The following is a 16,203-nucleotide window of genomic DNA, read 5'->3' on the forward strand; positions in this document are numbered from 1 at the left end:
ACCCGCTCTACCCTTTTACAAAAAAGCATATGTTCGTTCACGCCGGGAAACACGGCGCTAAATCGCGCCTCCCTGCCCGATACGGCTTAGCCGATCAAGCCGGACAGGCGTTCCCAGAGCCCGAAAGAAGATAAATCGTTGAAAGTCACCAGCATCATCATGGCCAGGAGAACCGCCAGACCCGAACGATACGCCCATTCCTGCACGCGCGGGCTGACCGGCCTGCGCTGTATTGCCTCCACCCCGTAAAACAGCAGATGTCCGCCATCCAGCATGGGAATTGGCAACAGGTTGATGAACCCCAAGTTAATCGAAATGAGGGCCATGAAGAATACAAAGCTTTCAACCCCCAAAGTCGCGGCCTGACCCGAAACCTCCGCGATCTTGAGTGGTCCACCCAGTTCCTTATACGACCGGCCGCCACCCAATATCTGCCCCAGCGTCTCGACCATCGTACGGATGATCTGCCCCGTCTGCTTGAGGGCGACCGCAGGCGCGCGCCAAGCCTCGACCGGCTCAATCACCGGCTGCCCCGGAGCGATGCCCAGCCGCCCGACCTTGAAACTGTTGCCGAAGCCATCACGCTCCTGAACGGCGCCAACGTTGCCCCGCTTCTCGACCGTCTTGCCCCCCCGCTCGAGCAGGATCGTCACCGGTTCGCCGGGACGGATTTGTGCATAAAGGCGAAGGTCGTCGAAGGTCGCCATCTCCCGCCCATTGAGCGACAGGATACGATCTCCGGGCTGGATACCCGCCGCCGCCGCTGCGCTGCGTGGCTGCACCTTCCCCACGACCGCCGGGGTTCGGCTCTCGCCATAAGCGAAGGCGAATGTGGACAGGATCAGGATGGCGAACAGGAAATTGATGAACGGGCCTGCCGCGACGATTGCCGCCCTTTGCCACAGCGGCTTGGCCGGGAAGCTTTCGGCACGCTCGCTCGCGGGAAGCTGCAACCATGCCGGATCTGCCTGGCTGGCGGCGTTCATGTCACCCTTGAAGCGGACATATCCACCCAGCGGCAAAGCGCCGATGCGCCAGCGTGTACCGCGCCGGTCCACCCACGCCGCGATCTCCGGGCCGAAACCGATCGAAAAGGCCTCTGCCTTAACCCCACACCAGCGACCCACCAGATAATGGCCAAGTTCATGCACGAAAACGAGCGGCCCGATGACCGCTACAAAGGCGAGGACCGTCAACAGGAACCCGGGATTTTGGATCAAGCCGTCAATCTTTCCATCACTTGGCCCGCCATGCGTCGCGCCTGTGCATCTGCTTCCAGCACATCGTCGATCCCGCTTGGCACTGGCGCGCTATAGCGGTTCAGAACCTCCTCCACAATCATGGCGATATCAAGGAAGCCGATGGCCTTATTCAGGAAGGCCGCCACCGCGACTTCATTCGCCGCATTCAGGATCGCAGGCGCCAGCCCTCCCTGCTCCGCCGCGTGCCGCGCGAGCCGAAGAGCGGGGAAGCGGACGTCATCCGGAGCCTCGAAATCAAGCCGCCCTGCCTGCGCAAGGTTCAGCGGCTGGCAGGTCGTTTCCATCCGATTGGGCCAGGCAAGGGCGCTGGCGATGGGAATGCGCATATCCGGTGATCCCAGCTGCGCCAGGGTCGACCGATCCCGATATTCAACCATCGAATGGATGATCGATTGGGGATGGACCAAAATCTCGATACGCTCCAGTCCCACGGGGAACAGATGCGCCGCCTCGATCAGTTCCAGGCCCTTGTTCATCATCGTGGCGCTGTCGACGCTGATCTTCGCGCCCATCGACCAATTGGGGTGCGCCACGGCTTGCGCTGGTGTTATGTGACGCATCTCTTCCCTGCTGCGCGTGCGGAACGGGCCGCCACTCGCCGTCAGGATGATCCTTGCCACATCGTCCAAACGACTCCCGGCAAGGCACTGGAAAATAGCATTATGCTCGCTATCGACCGGCAGCAGCGTAGCACGCGAGTGCTCCGCCGCGTCCATCATCAGCGCACCCGCCGATACAAGCGATTCTTTGTTCGCAAGCGCAACCGTGCCACCCGCCTTCAGCGCCGCCATCGTAGGGCGCAGGCCCGCACAGCCGACGATCGCGGCCATGGTCCAGTCCGCCCCCGCCTCTGCCGCCTCTATCAGAGCAGCTTCGCCCGCTGCGACCCTGATCCCGGACTCCTGCAACGCCGCCTTTAGCGCATCATAGCGCGCGGCGTCGCCTATCACAGCCATTTGGGCATTGCACCGGCGGGCCACCGTGGCCAGCCCGTCAACGTCGCTATGCGCGGTCAGCGCCACGACCTCAAACGCATCGCGATCACGCTCGATCAGATCGAGTGTCGACATGCCGACAGACCCTGTCGCACCAAAGATGGAAACCGTGCGCGTCATGGGAACACCAGCAAAAGATAGAGGGCAGCAGCGAGCGGCGCGGCCGCGACGACCCCGTCCAACCGGTCCATCACGCCACCATGGCCCGGCAGCAGGGTCCCGCTGTCCTTGACACCCGCACGGCGCTTCATCGCGCTTTCAAGCAGGTCGCCCAGCTGCGCCGCCACCGCCAGCAGCCCGCTCGCAGCGGCAAGCTGGATCGGCAACCCTGAGAAACGATGCAGCACGAAACCCAGAATCAACGCCGCCAACACGCCGCCGCCCAGCCCCGCCCAGGTCTTGGACGGGCTGATCCTTGGCGCCAGCTTCGGGCCGCCGATCGAACGCCCCGCGAAATAAGCGCCAATGTCGGTCGCCCACACCAGGGACAATGTCCAGAAGGCGAGCAGAAGGCCGCTCGGCTGCTGCTGACGCAGAAAGATGAGCGCCATCACCGGCACGAAAACGTAGAATATCCCCAGCGACAGCCGGGCCGATCGCGTGACCAAGACTACAAAGAAGAAAGCGGCCACCGCAAGCGTGAAGGCTGTCCACGACAGGCCCGCCGCCAGCGGACAAAGCAGCGCCAGCGGCACCGACACCGCAAACATCGAAAGCCGCCGATGCTCAGGCGCAGCGCCCGTAAGGTCCGCCCACTCCCCCTGCATCAGCACGCCAGCGACGACGAGCAGCAACCAGAAGAAAAAACCACCGGAGTAAAGGGCTGCGGAGGCCAGGGCTATAAGCAGCAGTCCAACGACCGCGCGGGTGCGAAGCTCACTGGACATCGGTCAAAGCCCGCCGAAGCGGCGGTCCCTCAAACGGAAGGCGTCAAGCGCCTCGGCAAGCGCCCTCGCATCGAAATCGGGCCAGAGCATATCGGTAAAATATAGTTCGGCATACGCCGCCTGCCACAGCATGAAATTGCTCAGCCGCTGTTCTCCCGACGTCCGGATCAGCAGGTCGAGCGGCGGCAGATCGGCCGTGTCCAGCCCGGCTTCAACATCTTCCAACCCAACGGCTTCGGGATCGATTTCGCCAGCCCGCACCCGTTGCGCGATAGCCTGGACCGCTCGCACCATTTCATCCTGCGCGCCATAGTTAAGCGCGATCGCGATGATCGGTCCATTGTTGGACGCGGTTCGCGCCACTGCACGCTCGATCAGGTCGACGAGAGACGGATCAAGCGCCTGATAGTTGCCGATCACCCGCAACCGCACGCCATTGGCATGAAATTCGTCGAGGTCCGACTCGATGAAGCGCCGCAGCAGCCCCATAAGGTCCGCCACTTCATTTGCCGGTCGCTTCCAATTCTCCGAGGAGAAGGCGTAGAGCGTCAAACATTCCAGCCCAAGGTCTCGCGCGGCCCGAGCAACCCTGCGGACGGCTTCGACGCCAGCCCGATGCCCTGCGATGCGCGGCAGGAACCGTTTCTTTGCCCAGCGGCCATTACCATCCATGATGATGGCGACATGGCGCGCGCCATGGCCGGACGCGCCGTCATGAGCGAAGTCGGATTTGGCTTGGCTGGCCATCAGGGTTGCGCGCGAGCGATGAACACGGAGGGGAGCGTCCCGGCTTACTGGCCGAGAATTTCCTTCTCCTTGGCCGCTGTGACAGCGTCAATATCCGCGATGGTGCTGTCCGTCAGCTTCTGCACCTCTGTCTCCAGCCGCTTGCGTTCGTCCTCGCTGATTTCGCCCTTCTTTTCGTCGGCCTTCAGATGGTCCATGCCATCGCGGCGAACGTTGCGGACGGCGACGCGGGCGCCCTCGGCATATTTGCTGGCGAGCTTGGCCAATTCCTTGCGCCGGTCCTCGGTCAGGTCGGGGATCGGCAGGCGCAGCGTCTGGCCGTCCATGATCGGATTAAGGCCAAGGCCCGCCGAGCGGATCGCCTTGTCACAGGGGCCGACATTGCTCTTGTCCCACACCTGCACCGACAACATGCGCGGTTCGGGAGCAGAGACGGTTGCCACCTGGTTGAGCGGCATATGTGCGCCATATACTTCGACCGTGACCGGATCGAGCAACTGGATATTGGCCCGGCCGGTGCGCAGACCCGCCAGATCACCCTTCAGCGATTCGACGGCGCCGTGCATGCGGCGTTCGAGGTCGGCCTTGTCATATTGAGCCATGGTCTTTCAGCGCTCCTGATTTTGCACGATCGTTGCAACTCCGTCCCCGGCCAGCACCTTTGTCAGATTGCCGGTTTCGCGGATGTTGAAGACAACGATGGGGATATTGTTTTCGCGGCAGAGAGCAATGGCGCTCGCGTCCATGACCTTCAGATTGTCGTTCAGCACCTTGTCGAAGCTGATTTCATCATAACGCGCCGCGTCGACTACCTTCTTGGGGTCGGCATTATAAATGCCGTCCACGCTGGTGCCCTTGAACAGCGCGTCGCAGTTCATCTCTGCCGCGCGCAGTGCCGCAGTCGTATCGGTGGTGAAGAAAGGACTGCCGGTGCCCGCCGCGAAGATGACGATCCGGCCCTTTTCCATGTGCCGCACCGCTTTGCGCCGAATATAGGGCTCGCACACGGTTGCCATCGGAATGGCCGATTGAACGCGCGTGTCATAGCCGATCTTTTCGAGCGCATTCTGCACCGCCAAGGCGTTCATGACCGTGGCGAGCATGCCCATATAATCGGCGCTCGTGCGGTCGAATCCCTTGGCGGCTCCCGCCAGGCCACGAAAGATGTTGCCGCCGCCGACAACGACGCAGATTTCGAAGCCCGCATCCTTCGCCGCAGCGATTTCGGACGCGACACGGTTCACGGTTTCCGGCTCGATCCCGAATTGCCCCTGCCCCATCAGCACTTCGCCCGAGAGTTTCAGCAAGATGCGCTTGAACGGCGGACGAGTCATGCGGGGTAAAATTCCATCAATTGGAGCAGACAAAGGAATGGCGCGCACCTTAGGCAGCGCGCGCCATTCTGTGAAGTCCTTAGCGTGCTTGGGCCGCTTGTCGAGAAGCGTTGCTCCCCGCATGCCGCCCTAAGCGAACATTCTGTCGGATCAGGCCCGGATCAAACGCCCGCAGCCGCGGCGACTTCAGCGGCAAAGTCGCTCGTTTCCTTCTCGATGCCTTCGCCGAGCTGGAAGCGGACATAATTCTTCAGCGTGATCGAAGCACCTGCATCTTTCGCCGCCGCCGCGATGACGTCCTGTACCGGAGTTTTGCCATCCATCACAAAGGCCTGCGTCAGAAGAGCGTTTTCCTTGCGGAACTTTTCGACCGGTCCATTGATGATCTTGGCAGCGATCTCTTCGGACTTTCCAGCAATCTTATCGGCGTTCTTTTCACGCGCGATCGCAGCTTCGCGCTCGATGATTGCAGGATCGATATCATCGGCCGACAGCGCGAGCGGGAAGGCGGCGGCGATGTGCATCGCGATCTGCTTGCCCAGCGGTTCCAGTACGTCGGCAGGCGCATCGCCTTCCAGCGCGACCAGCACGCCGATCTTGCCGAGGCCCGGCGCAGCGGCGTTGTGAACGTAAGGAACAACAACGCCCTGGCTCACTTCCAGCTGACCGATGCGGCGCAGGGTCTGGTTCTCACCAATGGTCGCGATGTTCGACACCAGCTTCTCGGAAATAGTGCCACCAGCCGGGTGAGCCTGCGACGACAGCGCTTCGGCGTCGGTCGCGCCGCTGTTCAGGGCAACCTGAGCCACGGTGCGGACGAAGTCCTGGAACTGGTCGTTCTTCGCAACGAAGTCGGTTTCGCTGTTCACTTCGACGGCAACGCCTTTGGTGCCTGCGACGGCAACGCCGACCAGGCCTTCAGCAGCGGTGCGGCTCGACTTCTTCTGCGCGGCGGCGAGGCCCTTGGCGCGCAGCCAATCGACGGCGGCTTCCATGTCGCCATTGGCTTCAGCGAGCGCCTTTTTGCAGTCCATCATGCCCGCGCCCGAACGGTCGCGCAGTTCCTTGACGGCAGCAGCGGTAATCTCGGCCATGTTTCGGCTCCTAAATTCGATGGGGTTAAATAAACGGGGTTCGAATAAGCACTAGGGCGCGTTCCGGTGGAGCGCGCCCTAGCCTCTTAATCTTGCAGTTCGAAGACCGCGGGATCAGGCCTGAGCGGCGACCTCTTCGACTTCGGGCTCGTCCAGAGCGCCGATGTCAACGCCCGAAGCCTGCTGCGCACCACGATTGCCCTTGGTGGCGGCGGCGGCAATGGCGTCGCAGTAGAGGCGGATCGCGCGGCTGGCGTCATCATTCGCCGGAACCGGGAAAGCGATGCCGTCGGGCGAGACGTTCGAATCGAGGATCGCGACGACCGGGATACCCAGCGTGTTGGCTTCCTTGATCGCCAGCTCTTCCTTGTTGGCGTCGATCACGAACATGACATCGGGGATGCCGTTCATGTCGCGGATGCCGCCCAGCGACAGTTCGAGCTTCTCGCGCTCGCGGGTCATCTGAAGGACTTCCTTCTTGGTGAAGCCGTGAGTGTCGCCCGACAGCTTCTCTTCAAGGGTCTTCAGACGCTTGATCGAACCGGAGATGGTCTTCCAGTTGGTGAGCATGCCGCCCAGCCAGCGGTGGTTCACGAAGTGCTGGCCGGACTTGCGGGCGGCTTCAGCGATCGGGTCCTGCGCCTGGCGCTTGGTGCCCACGAACAGCACCTTGCCACCAGCGGCAACGGTTGCCGACACGAAGTCCAGCGCGCGGCCAAACAGCGGCACGGTCTGCGACAGGTCGAGGATGTGGATGCCGTTGCGCTCGCCGAAGATGTACGGCTTCATGCGCGGGTTCCAGCGGTGGGTCTGGTGGCCGAAGTGGGCGCCGGCCTCGATCAATTGGTGCATGGTGACGACAGGAGCCGCCATAATATTTCTCCTTCCGGTTTAACCTCTGGGAATCAGGAACTGGGGCGTCACGCCGTCAGCACCGGATATGTGCGATTCCCATGTGGAATGGCGCGCCCTTAGCGCGGCGCCACGCGCGATGCAAGGGCTTGACGACGCCTGCAAAGTGGAACATATACAGAACATGGGAACAAATCGGATGTTCGGCCGGTTTGGACTTCAATCAGGACCTACGGTTCTCAGCACAGGAAGAGTGAGCGGTCTTATGTTCACCATTGTTGCAGCTACGGTTTTCTTCGCGGCCTTTCTGCTCGCCGCCATCGTGATAATCGGGATGTTCGCGCTCTATCATGAAAAGATGGTAGCCGCCCTGTTGTTTGAGCCCATCCCTCAAGAGCCGCCAGTGTATCGCCTGCGGATCAGCCGCCGCCGTGCCGCGCCAAGCCGTCCGCTTGCTCCCGCTGCAACACGGCCGCAGGCTTTCGCCGCCTGATCCTGTTCGTCACGTCCCGGTGGCGGTCGCTTGTTGCCGCCGGACTCTGGCGTAAGACATCATCCCGAACGGGATTGTCACGAGATATAGGGCGCACAGGACGAGCAGCGTCAGCCAGGGATCGGTGATCAGTAACGCAGCGAGCAAGCCAGCGACGGCGATCGCCTCAAGCCTGATCCTTTTGCGGAGCCGCAGCGCCGACCAAGTGTAGGTCGCAATGCTGGAAATCATCAGGAAGGCGATGAAGGCCGTCCAGGGAGCAACCACATACCAGGCCCGAAAAATTTCCTGCCCTGTGACCAGCCACAGATAAAGCGGTACAAACGCCAGTCCCGCTCCCGCTGGCGCTGGCACGCCCGTCAGGAACCCAGCCGATTTATGCGGCTGTATGTCCGCGTCGATATTGGCGTTGAAACGCGCAAGCCGCAGCGCGCACGATAGCGCATGCGCCAGCGCGAATATCCAGCCGAACTTCGGCATGGCATGCAGCGACCAAAGGTACAGGATCAGCGCTGGCGCGACACCAAAGGCGATGGAGTCGGACAGCGAATCCAGCTCCGCGCCGAATCGGCTTTCTCCACGCAGCAGCCGAGCGATGCGACCGTCGAGCCCGTCCAGCACGCCCGCGATCAGGATAGACAGGACTGCCCTCTCCCACTCTCCGGAAATGCCATAGCGCACGCCCGTCAGGCCAAAGCATAGCGCCATTGCGGTAACGGCATTGGGCGCGACCATCCGCAGCGTGATGCCCCGGCGAAGCCCACGCGGGATAGCGCGCCGCTGCCTCATTGCTGGATACCCGAAATGACCCGCATGTCGCCAATCTGGCCGAGGATGGTCTCGCCTGCAACGGTCCTTTGCCCCAGCACCACGCGCGGTGCCGTTCCAGCGGGAAGATATACGTCCACGCGGCTGCCAAAGCGGATGAGTCCGATCCGCTGCCCCGCCGCGATCATGTCGCCCGGTTTCACGAACGGCACGATCCGGCGCGCCACCAGCCCCGCAATCTGGGTGAAGCCGACGCGCAGGCCGTCATGGCGCTCCACCAATATGTGCTGCCGTTCATTATCCTCGCTCGCCTTGTCGAGGTCGGCGTTCAGGAACTTGCCCGAGATATAGACGACCGACTTCACCGTCCCGCCGATCGGCGTGCGGTTGATGTGAACGTCGAACACACTCATGAAGATCGACACGCGGATCATCGGCTGATCGCCAAGGCCATCCGCCCCGGCCATTTCCCGGGGCGGCGGCACGCGCTGGATCAGCGTCACCAATCCATCGGCGGGCGCCACGATCGCCCGCTCATCCTGCGGCACGGCGCGCACCGGATCGCGGAAGAAAGCGAACACCCAGATCGTCACCATCACCATCAGCCAGCCGGGTATCGCCCAGCCCACCAGGAACAGCACTGCCGTAATCGCCGCAGCAATCAGGCCGAATTTCATCCCCTCCGGATGCACCGAAGGGAAGCGCCACTTCACATTGCCGCCCAAGGCGACGGTGATTTCGTCATTTTCCATGGCACCTGTCTTTAGGGACAGTCACTTGCAGTGACAACGGCCGATCCTGCACTGAACGCACGGCAAGCCTGACGTCCTGCGACCACCAATGCGCAGTTGAACATTGCCGCCGCTTTCCCTAGGGCGTGTCGCAATTGCATCCAAACAAAGAAGGCAAAGAGGCGCATGGCGAAGATCAAGGTCAAAAACCCTGTCGTGGAGATCGACGGCGACGAAATGACGCGGATCATCTGGCAGTGGATCCGTGAGCGCCTCATTCTCCCCTATCTCGACATCGATCTCAAATATTATGACCTGAGCGTCGAAAAGCGCGACGAGACCAACGACCAGATCACTGTCGATTGCGCCAATGCGGTCAAGCAATATGGGGTCGGCGTGAAGTGCGCCACCATCACCCCGGACGAAGCACGCGTCGAGGAATTCGGTCTTAAGGAAATGTGGAAGTCGCCCAATGGCACGATCCGCAACATCCTGGGCGGCGTCGTGTTCCGCGAACCGATCGTCATTAAGAACGTGCCCCGCCTGGTTCCCGGCTGGACCGACCCGATCGTCATCGGCCGTCACGCGTTCGGCGACCAGTATCGCGCCACCGACTTCCTCGTCCCCGGCCCCGGCAAGCTGCGCATGGTCTGGGACGGCGCGAACGGCGAGAAGATCGAGAAAGACGTCTTCAACTTCCCCAGCCCGGGCGTCGCCATGGGCATGTACAATCTCGACGATTCGATCCGCGACTTCGCTCGCGCCAGCATGAATTATGCGCTCGATCGCGGATGGCCGCTGTATCTGTCGACCAAGAACACGATCCTCAAGGCTTATGACGGCCGCTTCAAGGACCTGTTCCAGGAAGTGTTCGACAATGAATTTGCCGATCAGTTCAAGGCGCAGGGCATCGTTTACGAACACCGCCTGATCGACGACATGGTCGCCTCCGCCCTCAAGTGGAGCGGCAAGTTCGTGTGGGCGTGCAAGAATTATGACGGCGACGTGCAGTCCGACACCGTGGCGCAGGGCTTCGGCTCGCTGGGCCTCATGACCTCCGTCCTCCTCTCGCCCGATGGCAAGACCGTCGAAGCGGAAGCCGCGCACGGCACCGTCACCCGGCACTATCGCCAGCACCAGCAGGGCAAGCAGACATCGACCAACCCGATCGCGTCGATCTTCGCCTGGACGCAGGGCCTGGCTTATCGCGGTAAGTTCGACGACACTCCGGAAGTCACGAAGTTCGCCGAAACGCTGGAACGGGTCTGCATCGAAACCGTGGAAAGCGGCGCGATGACCAAGGATCTTGCCTTGCTGATCGGTCCGGATCAGGCATGGATGACAACCGAGCAGTTCTTCGAGGCGATCCGCGCGAACCTCGAAACCGCCATGGGCAATTGGAACTGATCCAGCCTTTTAGGCATTCAGTACGGAAACGGAATAAGGCGGTGCCGTCCAACGGCGCCGCCTTTTCCATGGCGGGAGATCGGCGATGACGACAGCAACACGCAAACGGCTGGAGGTTCGCACCGCGGTGCCCGCCGACGTTCGCGGCATCCAAAGGCTGATCGCCCGCGTCTATCCCGGCATGGCCAACTATTCGCTCGCAACCCTGCGCGGCCAGATCAACAATTTCCCGAACGGCTGCTTCGTCGCCCTCTACGACAACAAGATTGTCGGCTATTGCGCGACCATGCGCGTCAGCCGGTCGATGGCCTTTTCCTTCCATGATTGGGAAGAAATCACCGCCAACGGCTTTGGCACCCGGCACAGTGCCGCCGGTGAATGGCTCTACGGCTATGAAATGGCTGTCGATCCAAAGCTGCGCGGGCTGCGCATCGGCCAGCGGCTCTATGACGAACGCAAGGAACTGGCCGAAGAGCTGGACCTGCACGGCATCGTCATCGCGGGCCGCATGCCCGGATATGCCCGAGCGAAACGCCGGGTCGATGGCCCCGCCGATTACCTCGACAAGGTGGTCCAGGGCAGGCTGCGTGACCAGGTCATCAGCTTCCAGCTCAAGAACCAGTTCGAACCGCTCGGCGTTCTCGAAAACTATCTGCCCGAAGACAAGCAATCGGACGGCCACGCCGCGCATCTGGTTTGGCGCAACCCCTATGTCGATCCCGACGAAGCGCCCGAAATGCGGGTGCCGCGCGGCGTCGAGAGCGTTCGCCTCGCCACCTGCCAGCTTCAGGCGCGAGCTGTTGCCGACTTCGATGAATTTATCCGCAACATCGAATATTTCGTTGATGTTGCAGCGGATTATCGTTCCGACTTCATCGTCTTCCCGGAATTGTTTACCCTCCCCCTGCTCTCCTTCGAAACCAAGAAACTGTCTCCACTGGAAGCGATAGACAAGCTCACCGGCTACACACCGCGTCTGACGAAGGAGCTGACGCGGATGGCGCTGGAATATAATATCAACATCATAGGCGGCTCTCACCCGACCCGCGCTGATGATGGCGACATCCAGAACATCGCCTATGTCGCCCTGCGCGACGGATCGGTGCACACGCAGGAAAAAATCCACCCGACCCCCAACGAAGCTTTCTGGTGGAACATCAAGGGCGGCGATTCGCTCGACGTGATCCAGACCGACTGCGGCCCGATCGGCGTCCTCATCTGCTATGACAGCGAATTTCCCGAACTCGCCCGCCGCTTGGTGGATCAGGGCGCGCGCATCATCTTCGTCCCCTTCTGCACCGACTCGCGCCTTGGCTATATGCGCGTGCGTTACTGTGCGCAGGCGCGGGCAATCGAAAACCAATGCTATGTCGTCATGTCCGGCAATGTCGGCAATCTGCCCAACGTCGACAACATGGACATCCAATATGCGCAAAGCGCCATATTGACGCCCTGCGACCTCCCCTTCGCACGGGACGGCATCGCGGCTGAATCCACGGAAAATGTCGAAACGCTGACCATGGCGGACGTCAATCTGGCCGACCTCAGTTGGGCTCGCGCGGAAGGCACGGTGCGCAACCTGCGCGACCGGCGGTTTGACCTCTACCATATCGATTGGGACAGCAGCCCCGATCATGCCCATGCGCCGAGCGGCGGTCCGGTGCCCGCTGGCGGCCACAATGCGCCCGGCGGCGGCTGAAGCTCCGCAAGACCCGTCGCGCACCGACACCGCCAACTCGTTGCCGAACTTGGCAAACAGGTTTCCCGATGATATCGGCGCCGTACCGGGGCAGTGCAACCTCCCGGTCAAGCACAGCGCGTGCTCAAGCGTTGCTTCTTTATCGGCCTTCGCCGATCGAAGGAGCATATCTTATGGCTTGGCGTCTTGGCGCTACTCTTTTCACCGCCGCCGCTTCCCTTCTCCTGCCACGTCAGGCGATGGCCGACGTCCCGACGCTTCAGTTCGCCATCGGCAATCCTTCCGATTTCAAGCTTTCGGGCAGTGTGAGGGTGCGCCATGAACTGCTGGATGGCCAGCCAAGGGTTGGGCTGAGAAACGAGGATGAGCAGCTTGCTCTGCGCAGCACCTTGGCCGCCGAATATCGGACGGGAGCGTTCCGGATCGGAGGCGAGCTGTTCGACAGCCGTGCCTATCTGGACAAGCCCGGCAGCGCCATCAGCGCGAACGAAGTCAACACCTTCGAACTGGTACAGGCCTATGTCGCCGCGGACTGGAAAAACCCCTTTGGCCCGAACACCGCGCTTGGGGTGCAACTCGGGCGCATGACGCTCAACCTCGGGTCGAGGCGGCTGGTGGCGGCGGATGATTACCGCAACACCACCAACGGCTACACAGGCGTGCGCGCCGACATCAAGCTGCCGGAGGGTTCGGCGACGCTCATCTACACGCTCCCGCAGATCAGGCTGCCCGACGACCCGCCTTCGATCCAACGGGAGAAAGTGCGTTGGGATCGCGAAAGCTTCGACCTCAAACTTTGGGGCGGGCTGATGGCGCGGCCCAACCTGATTGCAAGCGCAACCGCAGAACTAAGCTATTTCAGGCTCCAGGAGCGTGACAGCCCGGATCGCCCTACCCGCGACCGCAATCTGCATACGATCGGCGGTCGCCTCATCCGCGATCCCCAATCAGGCCACTGGGATTTTGAAGCGGAGGGATTCTACCAGTTCGGGAATGTCCAGGCGAGTGTTGCGCCATCGGCTGCGCAACTGCCCGTCAGCGCCTTCTTCTTCCATCTCGACACGGGCTACACCTTTCCCGGCGCGGCGAAATTGCGGCTGTCATTGGAATATGATCAGGCGAGCGGTGACGGCCCCGCGCGCAAATTCACCCGCTTCGATACGCTGTTCGGCATGCGCAGGGCCGATCTTGCGCCGGCGGGCATCTACAATGCGATCGGCCGCGCCAACATCCGCACGCCGGGCTTGCGGGCCGAAATCGCGCCCAGCAAGAAGTTCGATGCCTTTGCTGTTTATCGAGCGATGTGGCTTGCGAACCGCACGGATGCCTTCTCTACCACAGGTGTCCGGGATGTTGCGGGCAGAAGCGGCAGCTTTGCCGGGCATCAGATCGAAGCGCGGATACGCTATTGGCTGATCCCCAAATTCCTGCGAGGTGAGGTGAACGCTCTGTGGCTGGCCAAGGGGCGCTTTCTGGAAACGGCACCCAACGCTCCCGCGACAGGCAATACGCACTATCTTGCTACGGCTCTTACGGCGACCTTCTAATCTCGATCCTCTTCGGGCTGAGCGAAGTCGAAGCCCTCACCTGAGCAACGCGGAGGATGGTTGGCACCAAGAGCTTCATGCTTTGGTTAGGCAACACCTCCTAATGCCGTTCGCCCTGAGCCTGTCGAAGGGCTTCACTTTTTTAGGAGAAGAGGGCTCTTCCACTGCCTGCCTGCAGCAGGCGCTCAGGACAGGCTTCGGCAAGCTCGGCCCGAACGGATCGAGTTAGTCAGATCAAACGTACGCCATTGCAGCAGGCCATCCTGAATCGGCCGCCGGGAAACAACGCGGCGGCCGATCATTATCCAAACCATGCCCTCCACGGTCATCCGTCACTTCGAATATGACACGGCCAAGCATCGGCTGGACGTGCAATTCGTCAGCGGCAAGCGCTATAGCTATCATGACGTGCCGGAAAAGCTCGCGCTCGGCATGCGGCAGGCCGTATCAAAGGGCAGCTTCTTCAACCGCCAGATCCGCGACCGCTATCGCTTCACGAAGCTGAACTAGCTCTCGAACGGAGCGCAGTCTCACTCCACCGTCACGGACTTGGCCAAATTCCTCGGCTGATCGACATCGGTCCCCTTCGCCACGGCGACATGATAGGCGAGTAGCTGCACCGGCACCGCATAGACCATCGGCGCGATCAGCGGGTGGACCTTGGGCATGGTGATCGTAGCGATGCAACCCTCACCCGCCGCCTTCACGCCGTCATAATCGGAAATCAGCACCACCTTGCCGCCGCGCGCCTGCACTTCCTGCATGTTGCTGACGGTCTTTTCGAACAGCGGCCCGCTCGGCGCCAGAACGATTACCGGCACCTTGTCATCGATCAGCGCGATCGGCCCATGCTTCATCTCGCCGGCTGCATAGCCTTCGGCGTGGATATAGCTGATTTCCTTGAGCTTCAGCGCCCCTTCCAGCGCCAGCGGATAGTCCGGCCCCCGGCCCAAATAGAGCACGTCCCGCGCCCCCGCGATCAGGTGCGCCATGCCCTCGATCGACTCATCATAGGCAAGCGCGCCGTTGAGCGCAGCGGGCGCTTCGGCGAGGTGGCGGACGAGCTCCTTCTCCGCCTTTTCATCAAGTCGCCCCTTGGCCCGCGCCAGATTTGCAGCAAACGCCGCCAGAACTGCCAACTGGCAGGTGAAGGCCTTAGTCGAGGCGACGCCGATTTCCGGGCCTGCATGGGTCGGCAGCAGCAGGTCGGCCTCGCGCGCCATGGTGCTGGTGGGCACGTTGACGACCGCCGCGATCTTCTGCCCTTCGCTCCGCGCATGGCGCAGCGCCGCCAGCGTATCGGCGGTCTCGCCCGACTGGCTGATGACGATCATCAGGCCGCCATCCTCCATCACCGGCGCGCGGTAGCGGAACTCGCTCGCCACATCGATGTCGACGGGGACGCGGGCGAACTGCTCCACCCAATATTTGGCGACCATCCCGGCATAATAGCTGGTTCCGCACGCAACAATGGTGACGCGGCGGATCGCGCCCAGGTCGAAATCCGGAATGGGGAGCGATACCCGGTCCTCCATCCGTTGCAGGTACGATTTCAGCGTCTGCGCGACGACCACCGGCTGCTCGTAAATCTCCTTGAGCATATAGTGGCGGTGATTGCCCTTGGAGATCAGCTCGCCGGTCACCCCTGAAATGGTGACCGGCCGCTCGACAGGATTGTTGTCCTTGTCGAAAATCTCCGCGCCCTCTGCGGTGATGACGACCCAGTCGCCCTCCTCCAGATAGGAAATGCGCTGCGTCAGCGGCGCCAGCGCCAGCGCGTCGGAGCCCAAATAAGTCTCACCCTCGCCATAGCCCACGACCAGAGGCGACCCCAGCCGCGCGCCGATCAGCATGCCGGGATGGCTGCGGAACAGGATAGCCAGCGCAAAGGCGCCATGGAGGCGCGGCAGCACCTCGCGCACTGCGTCCTTCGGCGAAGCGCCCTGCTCCACCAACTCGCTCACCAGATGCGCGACCACCTCGGTATCCGTTTCGCTATCGAAACGACGTCCACGGCTGGTCAGTTCCTCCCGCAGCGGCTTGAAATTCTCGATGATCCCATTGTGCACCAGCGCCACTTCATTGGTCGCATGCGGATGCGCGTTGCTCGTCGTCGGCGCCCCATGCGTCGCCCAGCGGGTATGGGCGATCCCGGTCGTCCCCGGCAGCGGATTACTCGCCAATTCCTTCACGAGATTGGCGAGCTTCCCCTCCGCCCGCCGCCGCTCGATCGCGCCCTCATAAACGGTCGCGACCCCCGCGCTGTCATAGCCGCGATATTCGAGGCGCCTCAGCCCATCGACCAAACGCTCCGCCACATCGTCCTTACCGATGATCCCGATGATACCGCACATGAATCCTGAGCCTCAAAGCTATGCAAACAAACG

16 protein-coding genes are annotated in these 16,203 nt (G+C 61.9%); 5 read left to right on the plus strand and 11 right to left on the minus strand.

Annotated elements, in window-relative coordinates; all coding sequences use genetic code 11:
* Nucleotides 1-86 precede the first annotated feature (86 nt).
* The 8 genes from rseP to rpsB form a co-directional block, all read right to left on the minus strand.
* Nucleotides 87-1,220: an RIP metalloprotease RseP gene (gene rseP / locus AC6JBC_RS09500; RefSeq protein WP_498023962.1), complete on the minus strand. Its 1,134-nt coding sequence runs from the start codon at nt 1,218-1,220 to the stop codon at nt 87-89.
* Nucleotides 1,217-2,377: a 1-deoxy-D-xylulose-5-phosphate reductoisomerase gene (locus tag AC6JBC_RS09505; RefSeq protein WP_498023963.1), complete on the minus strand. Its 1,161-nt coding sequence runs from the start codon at nt 2,375-2,377 to the stop codon at nt 1,217-1,219. The genes rseP and AC6JBC_RS09505 overlap by 4 nt, the downstream gene beginning before the upstream one ends.
* Nucleotides 2,374-3,144 (minus strand): phosphatidate cytidylyltransferase, encoded by a 771-nt coding sequence (locus AC6JBC_RS09510; RefSeq protein WP_498023964.1) that lies wholly within the window; start codon nt 3,142-3,144, stop codon nt 2,374-2,376. Before AC6JBC_RS09510 ends, AC6JBC_RS09505 begins: the two co-directional genes overlap by 4 nt.
* 3 nt (nt 3,145-3,147) lie before the next feature.
* Entirely contained in the window at nt 3,148-3,891 is a 744-nt protein-coding gene (locus AC6JBC_RS09515; protein ID WP_498023965.1) for an isoprenyl transferase, read from the minus strand.
* Between the two features lie 44 nt (nt 3,892-3,935).
* Nucleotides 3,936-4,493 (minus strand): ribosome recycling factor, encoded by a 558-nt coding sequence (frr, locus tag AC6JBC_RS09520; protein WP_498023966.1) that lies wholly within the window; start codon nt 4,491-4,493, stop codon nt 3,936-3,938.
* A gap of 6 nt (nt 4,494-4,499) precedes the next feature.
* A complete protein-coding gene (gene pyrH / locus AC6JBC_RS09525; protein ID WP_498023967.1) occupies nt 4,500-5,225 on the minus strand; it encodes a UMP kinase in 726 nt (241 codons plus the stop codon).
* Nucleotides 5,226-5,386: 161 nt separating this feature from the next.
* Nucleotides 5,387-6,319: a translation elongation factor Ts gene (tsf, locus tag AC6JBC_RS09530; RefSeq protein ID WP_464772114.1), complete on the minus strand. Its 933-nt coding sequence runs from the start codon at nt 6,317-6,319 to the stop codon at nt 5,387-5,389.
* Between the two features lie 114 nt (nt 6,320-6,433).
* Complete coding sequence (gene rpsB / locus AC6JBC_RS09535) at nt 6,434-7,192, minus strand: 30S ribosomal protein S2 (RefSeq protein ID WP_498023968.1); 759 nt, start codon at nt 7,190-7,192, stop codon at nt 6,434-6,436.
* A gap of 244 nt (nt 7,193-7,436) precedes the next feature.
* Between rpsB and AC6JBC_RS09540 the strand changes: the two genes are divergently transcribed.
* The gene (locus tag AC6JBC_RS09540; RefSeq protein ID WP_498026042.1) at nt 7,437-7,664 is read left to right on the plus strand and encodes a hypothetical protein; all 228 of its coding nucleotides are present in this window, start codon (nt 7,437-7,439) and stop codon (nt 7,662-7,664) included.
* A gap of 9 nt (nt 7,665-7,673) precedes the next feature.
* Here AC6JBC_RS09540 and AC6JBC_RS09545 read toward each other — a convergent pair whose 3' ends face one another.
* Both AC6JBC_RS09545 and AC6JBC_RS09550 read right to left on the minus strand, forming a co-directional pair.
* Complete coding sequence (locus AC6JBC_RS09545) at nt 7,674-8,453, minus strand: CDP-alcohol phosphatidyltransferase family protein (RefSeq protein WP_498023969.1); 780 nt, start codon at nt 8,451-8,453, stop codon at nt 7,674-7,676.
* Entirely contained in the window at nt 8,450-9,184 is a 735-nt protein-coding gene (locus tag AC6JBC_RS09550; RefSeq protein ID WP_498023970.1) for a phosphatidylserine decarboxylase, read from the minus strand. The genes AC6JBC_RS09545 and AC6JBC_RS09550 overlap by 4 nt, the downstream gene beginning before the upstream one ends.
* A gap of 165 nt (nt 9,185-9,349) precedes the next feature.
* Between AC6JBC_RS09550 and AC6JBC_RS09555 the strand changes: the two genes are divergently transcribed.
* The 4 genes from AC6JBC_RS09555 (at nt 9,350) to AC6JBC_RS09570 (ending at nt 14,326) form a co-directional block, all read left to right on the plus strand.
* Entirely contained in the window at nt 9,350-10,570 is a 1,221-nt protein-coding gene (locus tag AC6JBC_RS09555) for an NADP-dependent isocitrate dehydrogenase (RefSeq protein ID WP_449471758.1), read from the plus strand.
* Between the two features lie 85 nt (nt 10,571-10,655).
* Entirely contained in the window at nt 10,656-12,269 is a 1,614-nt protein-coding gene (locus AC6JBC_RS09560) for a GNAT family N-acetyltransferase (protein ID WP_464789081.1), read from the plus strand.
* Between the two features lie 173 nt (nt 12,270-12,442).
* Entirely contained in the window at nt 12,443-13,816 is a 1,374-nt protein-coding gene (locus AC6JBC_RS09565) for an alginate export family protein (RefSeq protein WP_498023971.1), read from the plus strand.
* 312 nt (nt 13,817-14,128) lie between these two features.
* On the plus strand, nt 14,129-14,326 hold the full coding sequence (locus AC6JBC_RS09570) for a KTSC domain-containing protein (protein ID WP_498023972.1): 198 nt from the start codon (nt 14,129-14,131) through the stop codon (nt 14,324-14,326).
* A 20-nt stretch (nt 14,327-14,346) separates the two neighbouring features.
* Here the strand turns inward: AC6JBC_RS09570 and glmS are convergent, their stop codons facing one another.
* Nucleotides 14,347-16,170, minus strand: coding sequence for a glutamine--fructose-6-phosphate transaminase (isomerizing) (gene glmS, locus AC6JBC_RS09575; protein WP_498023973.1), 1,824 nt, complete (start codon nt 16,168-16,170; stop codon nt 14,347-14,349).
* Nucleotides 16,171-16,203: the final 33 nt, after the last annotated feature.

Source organism: Sphingobium sp. RC1 (assembly GCF_059738765.1).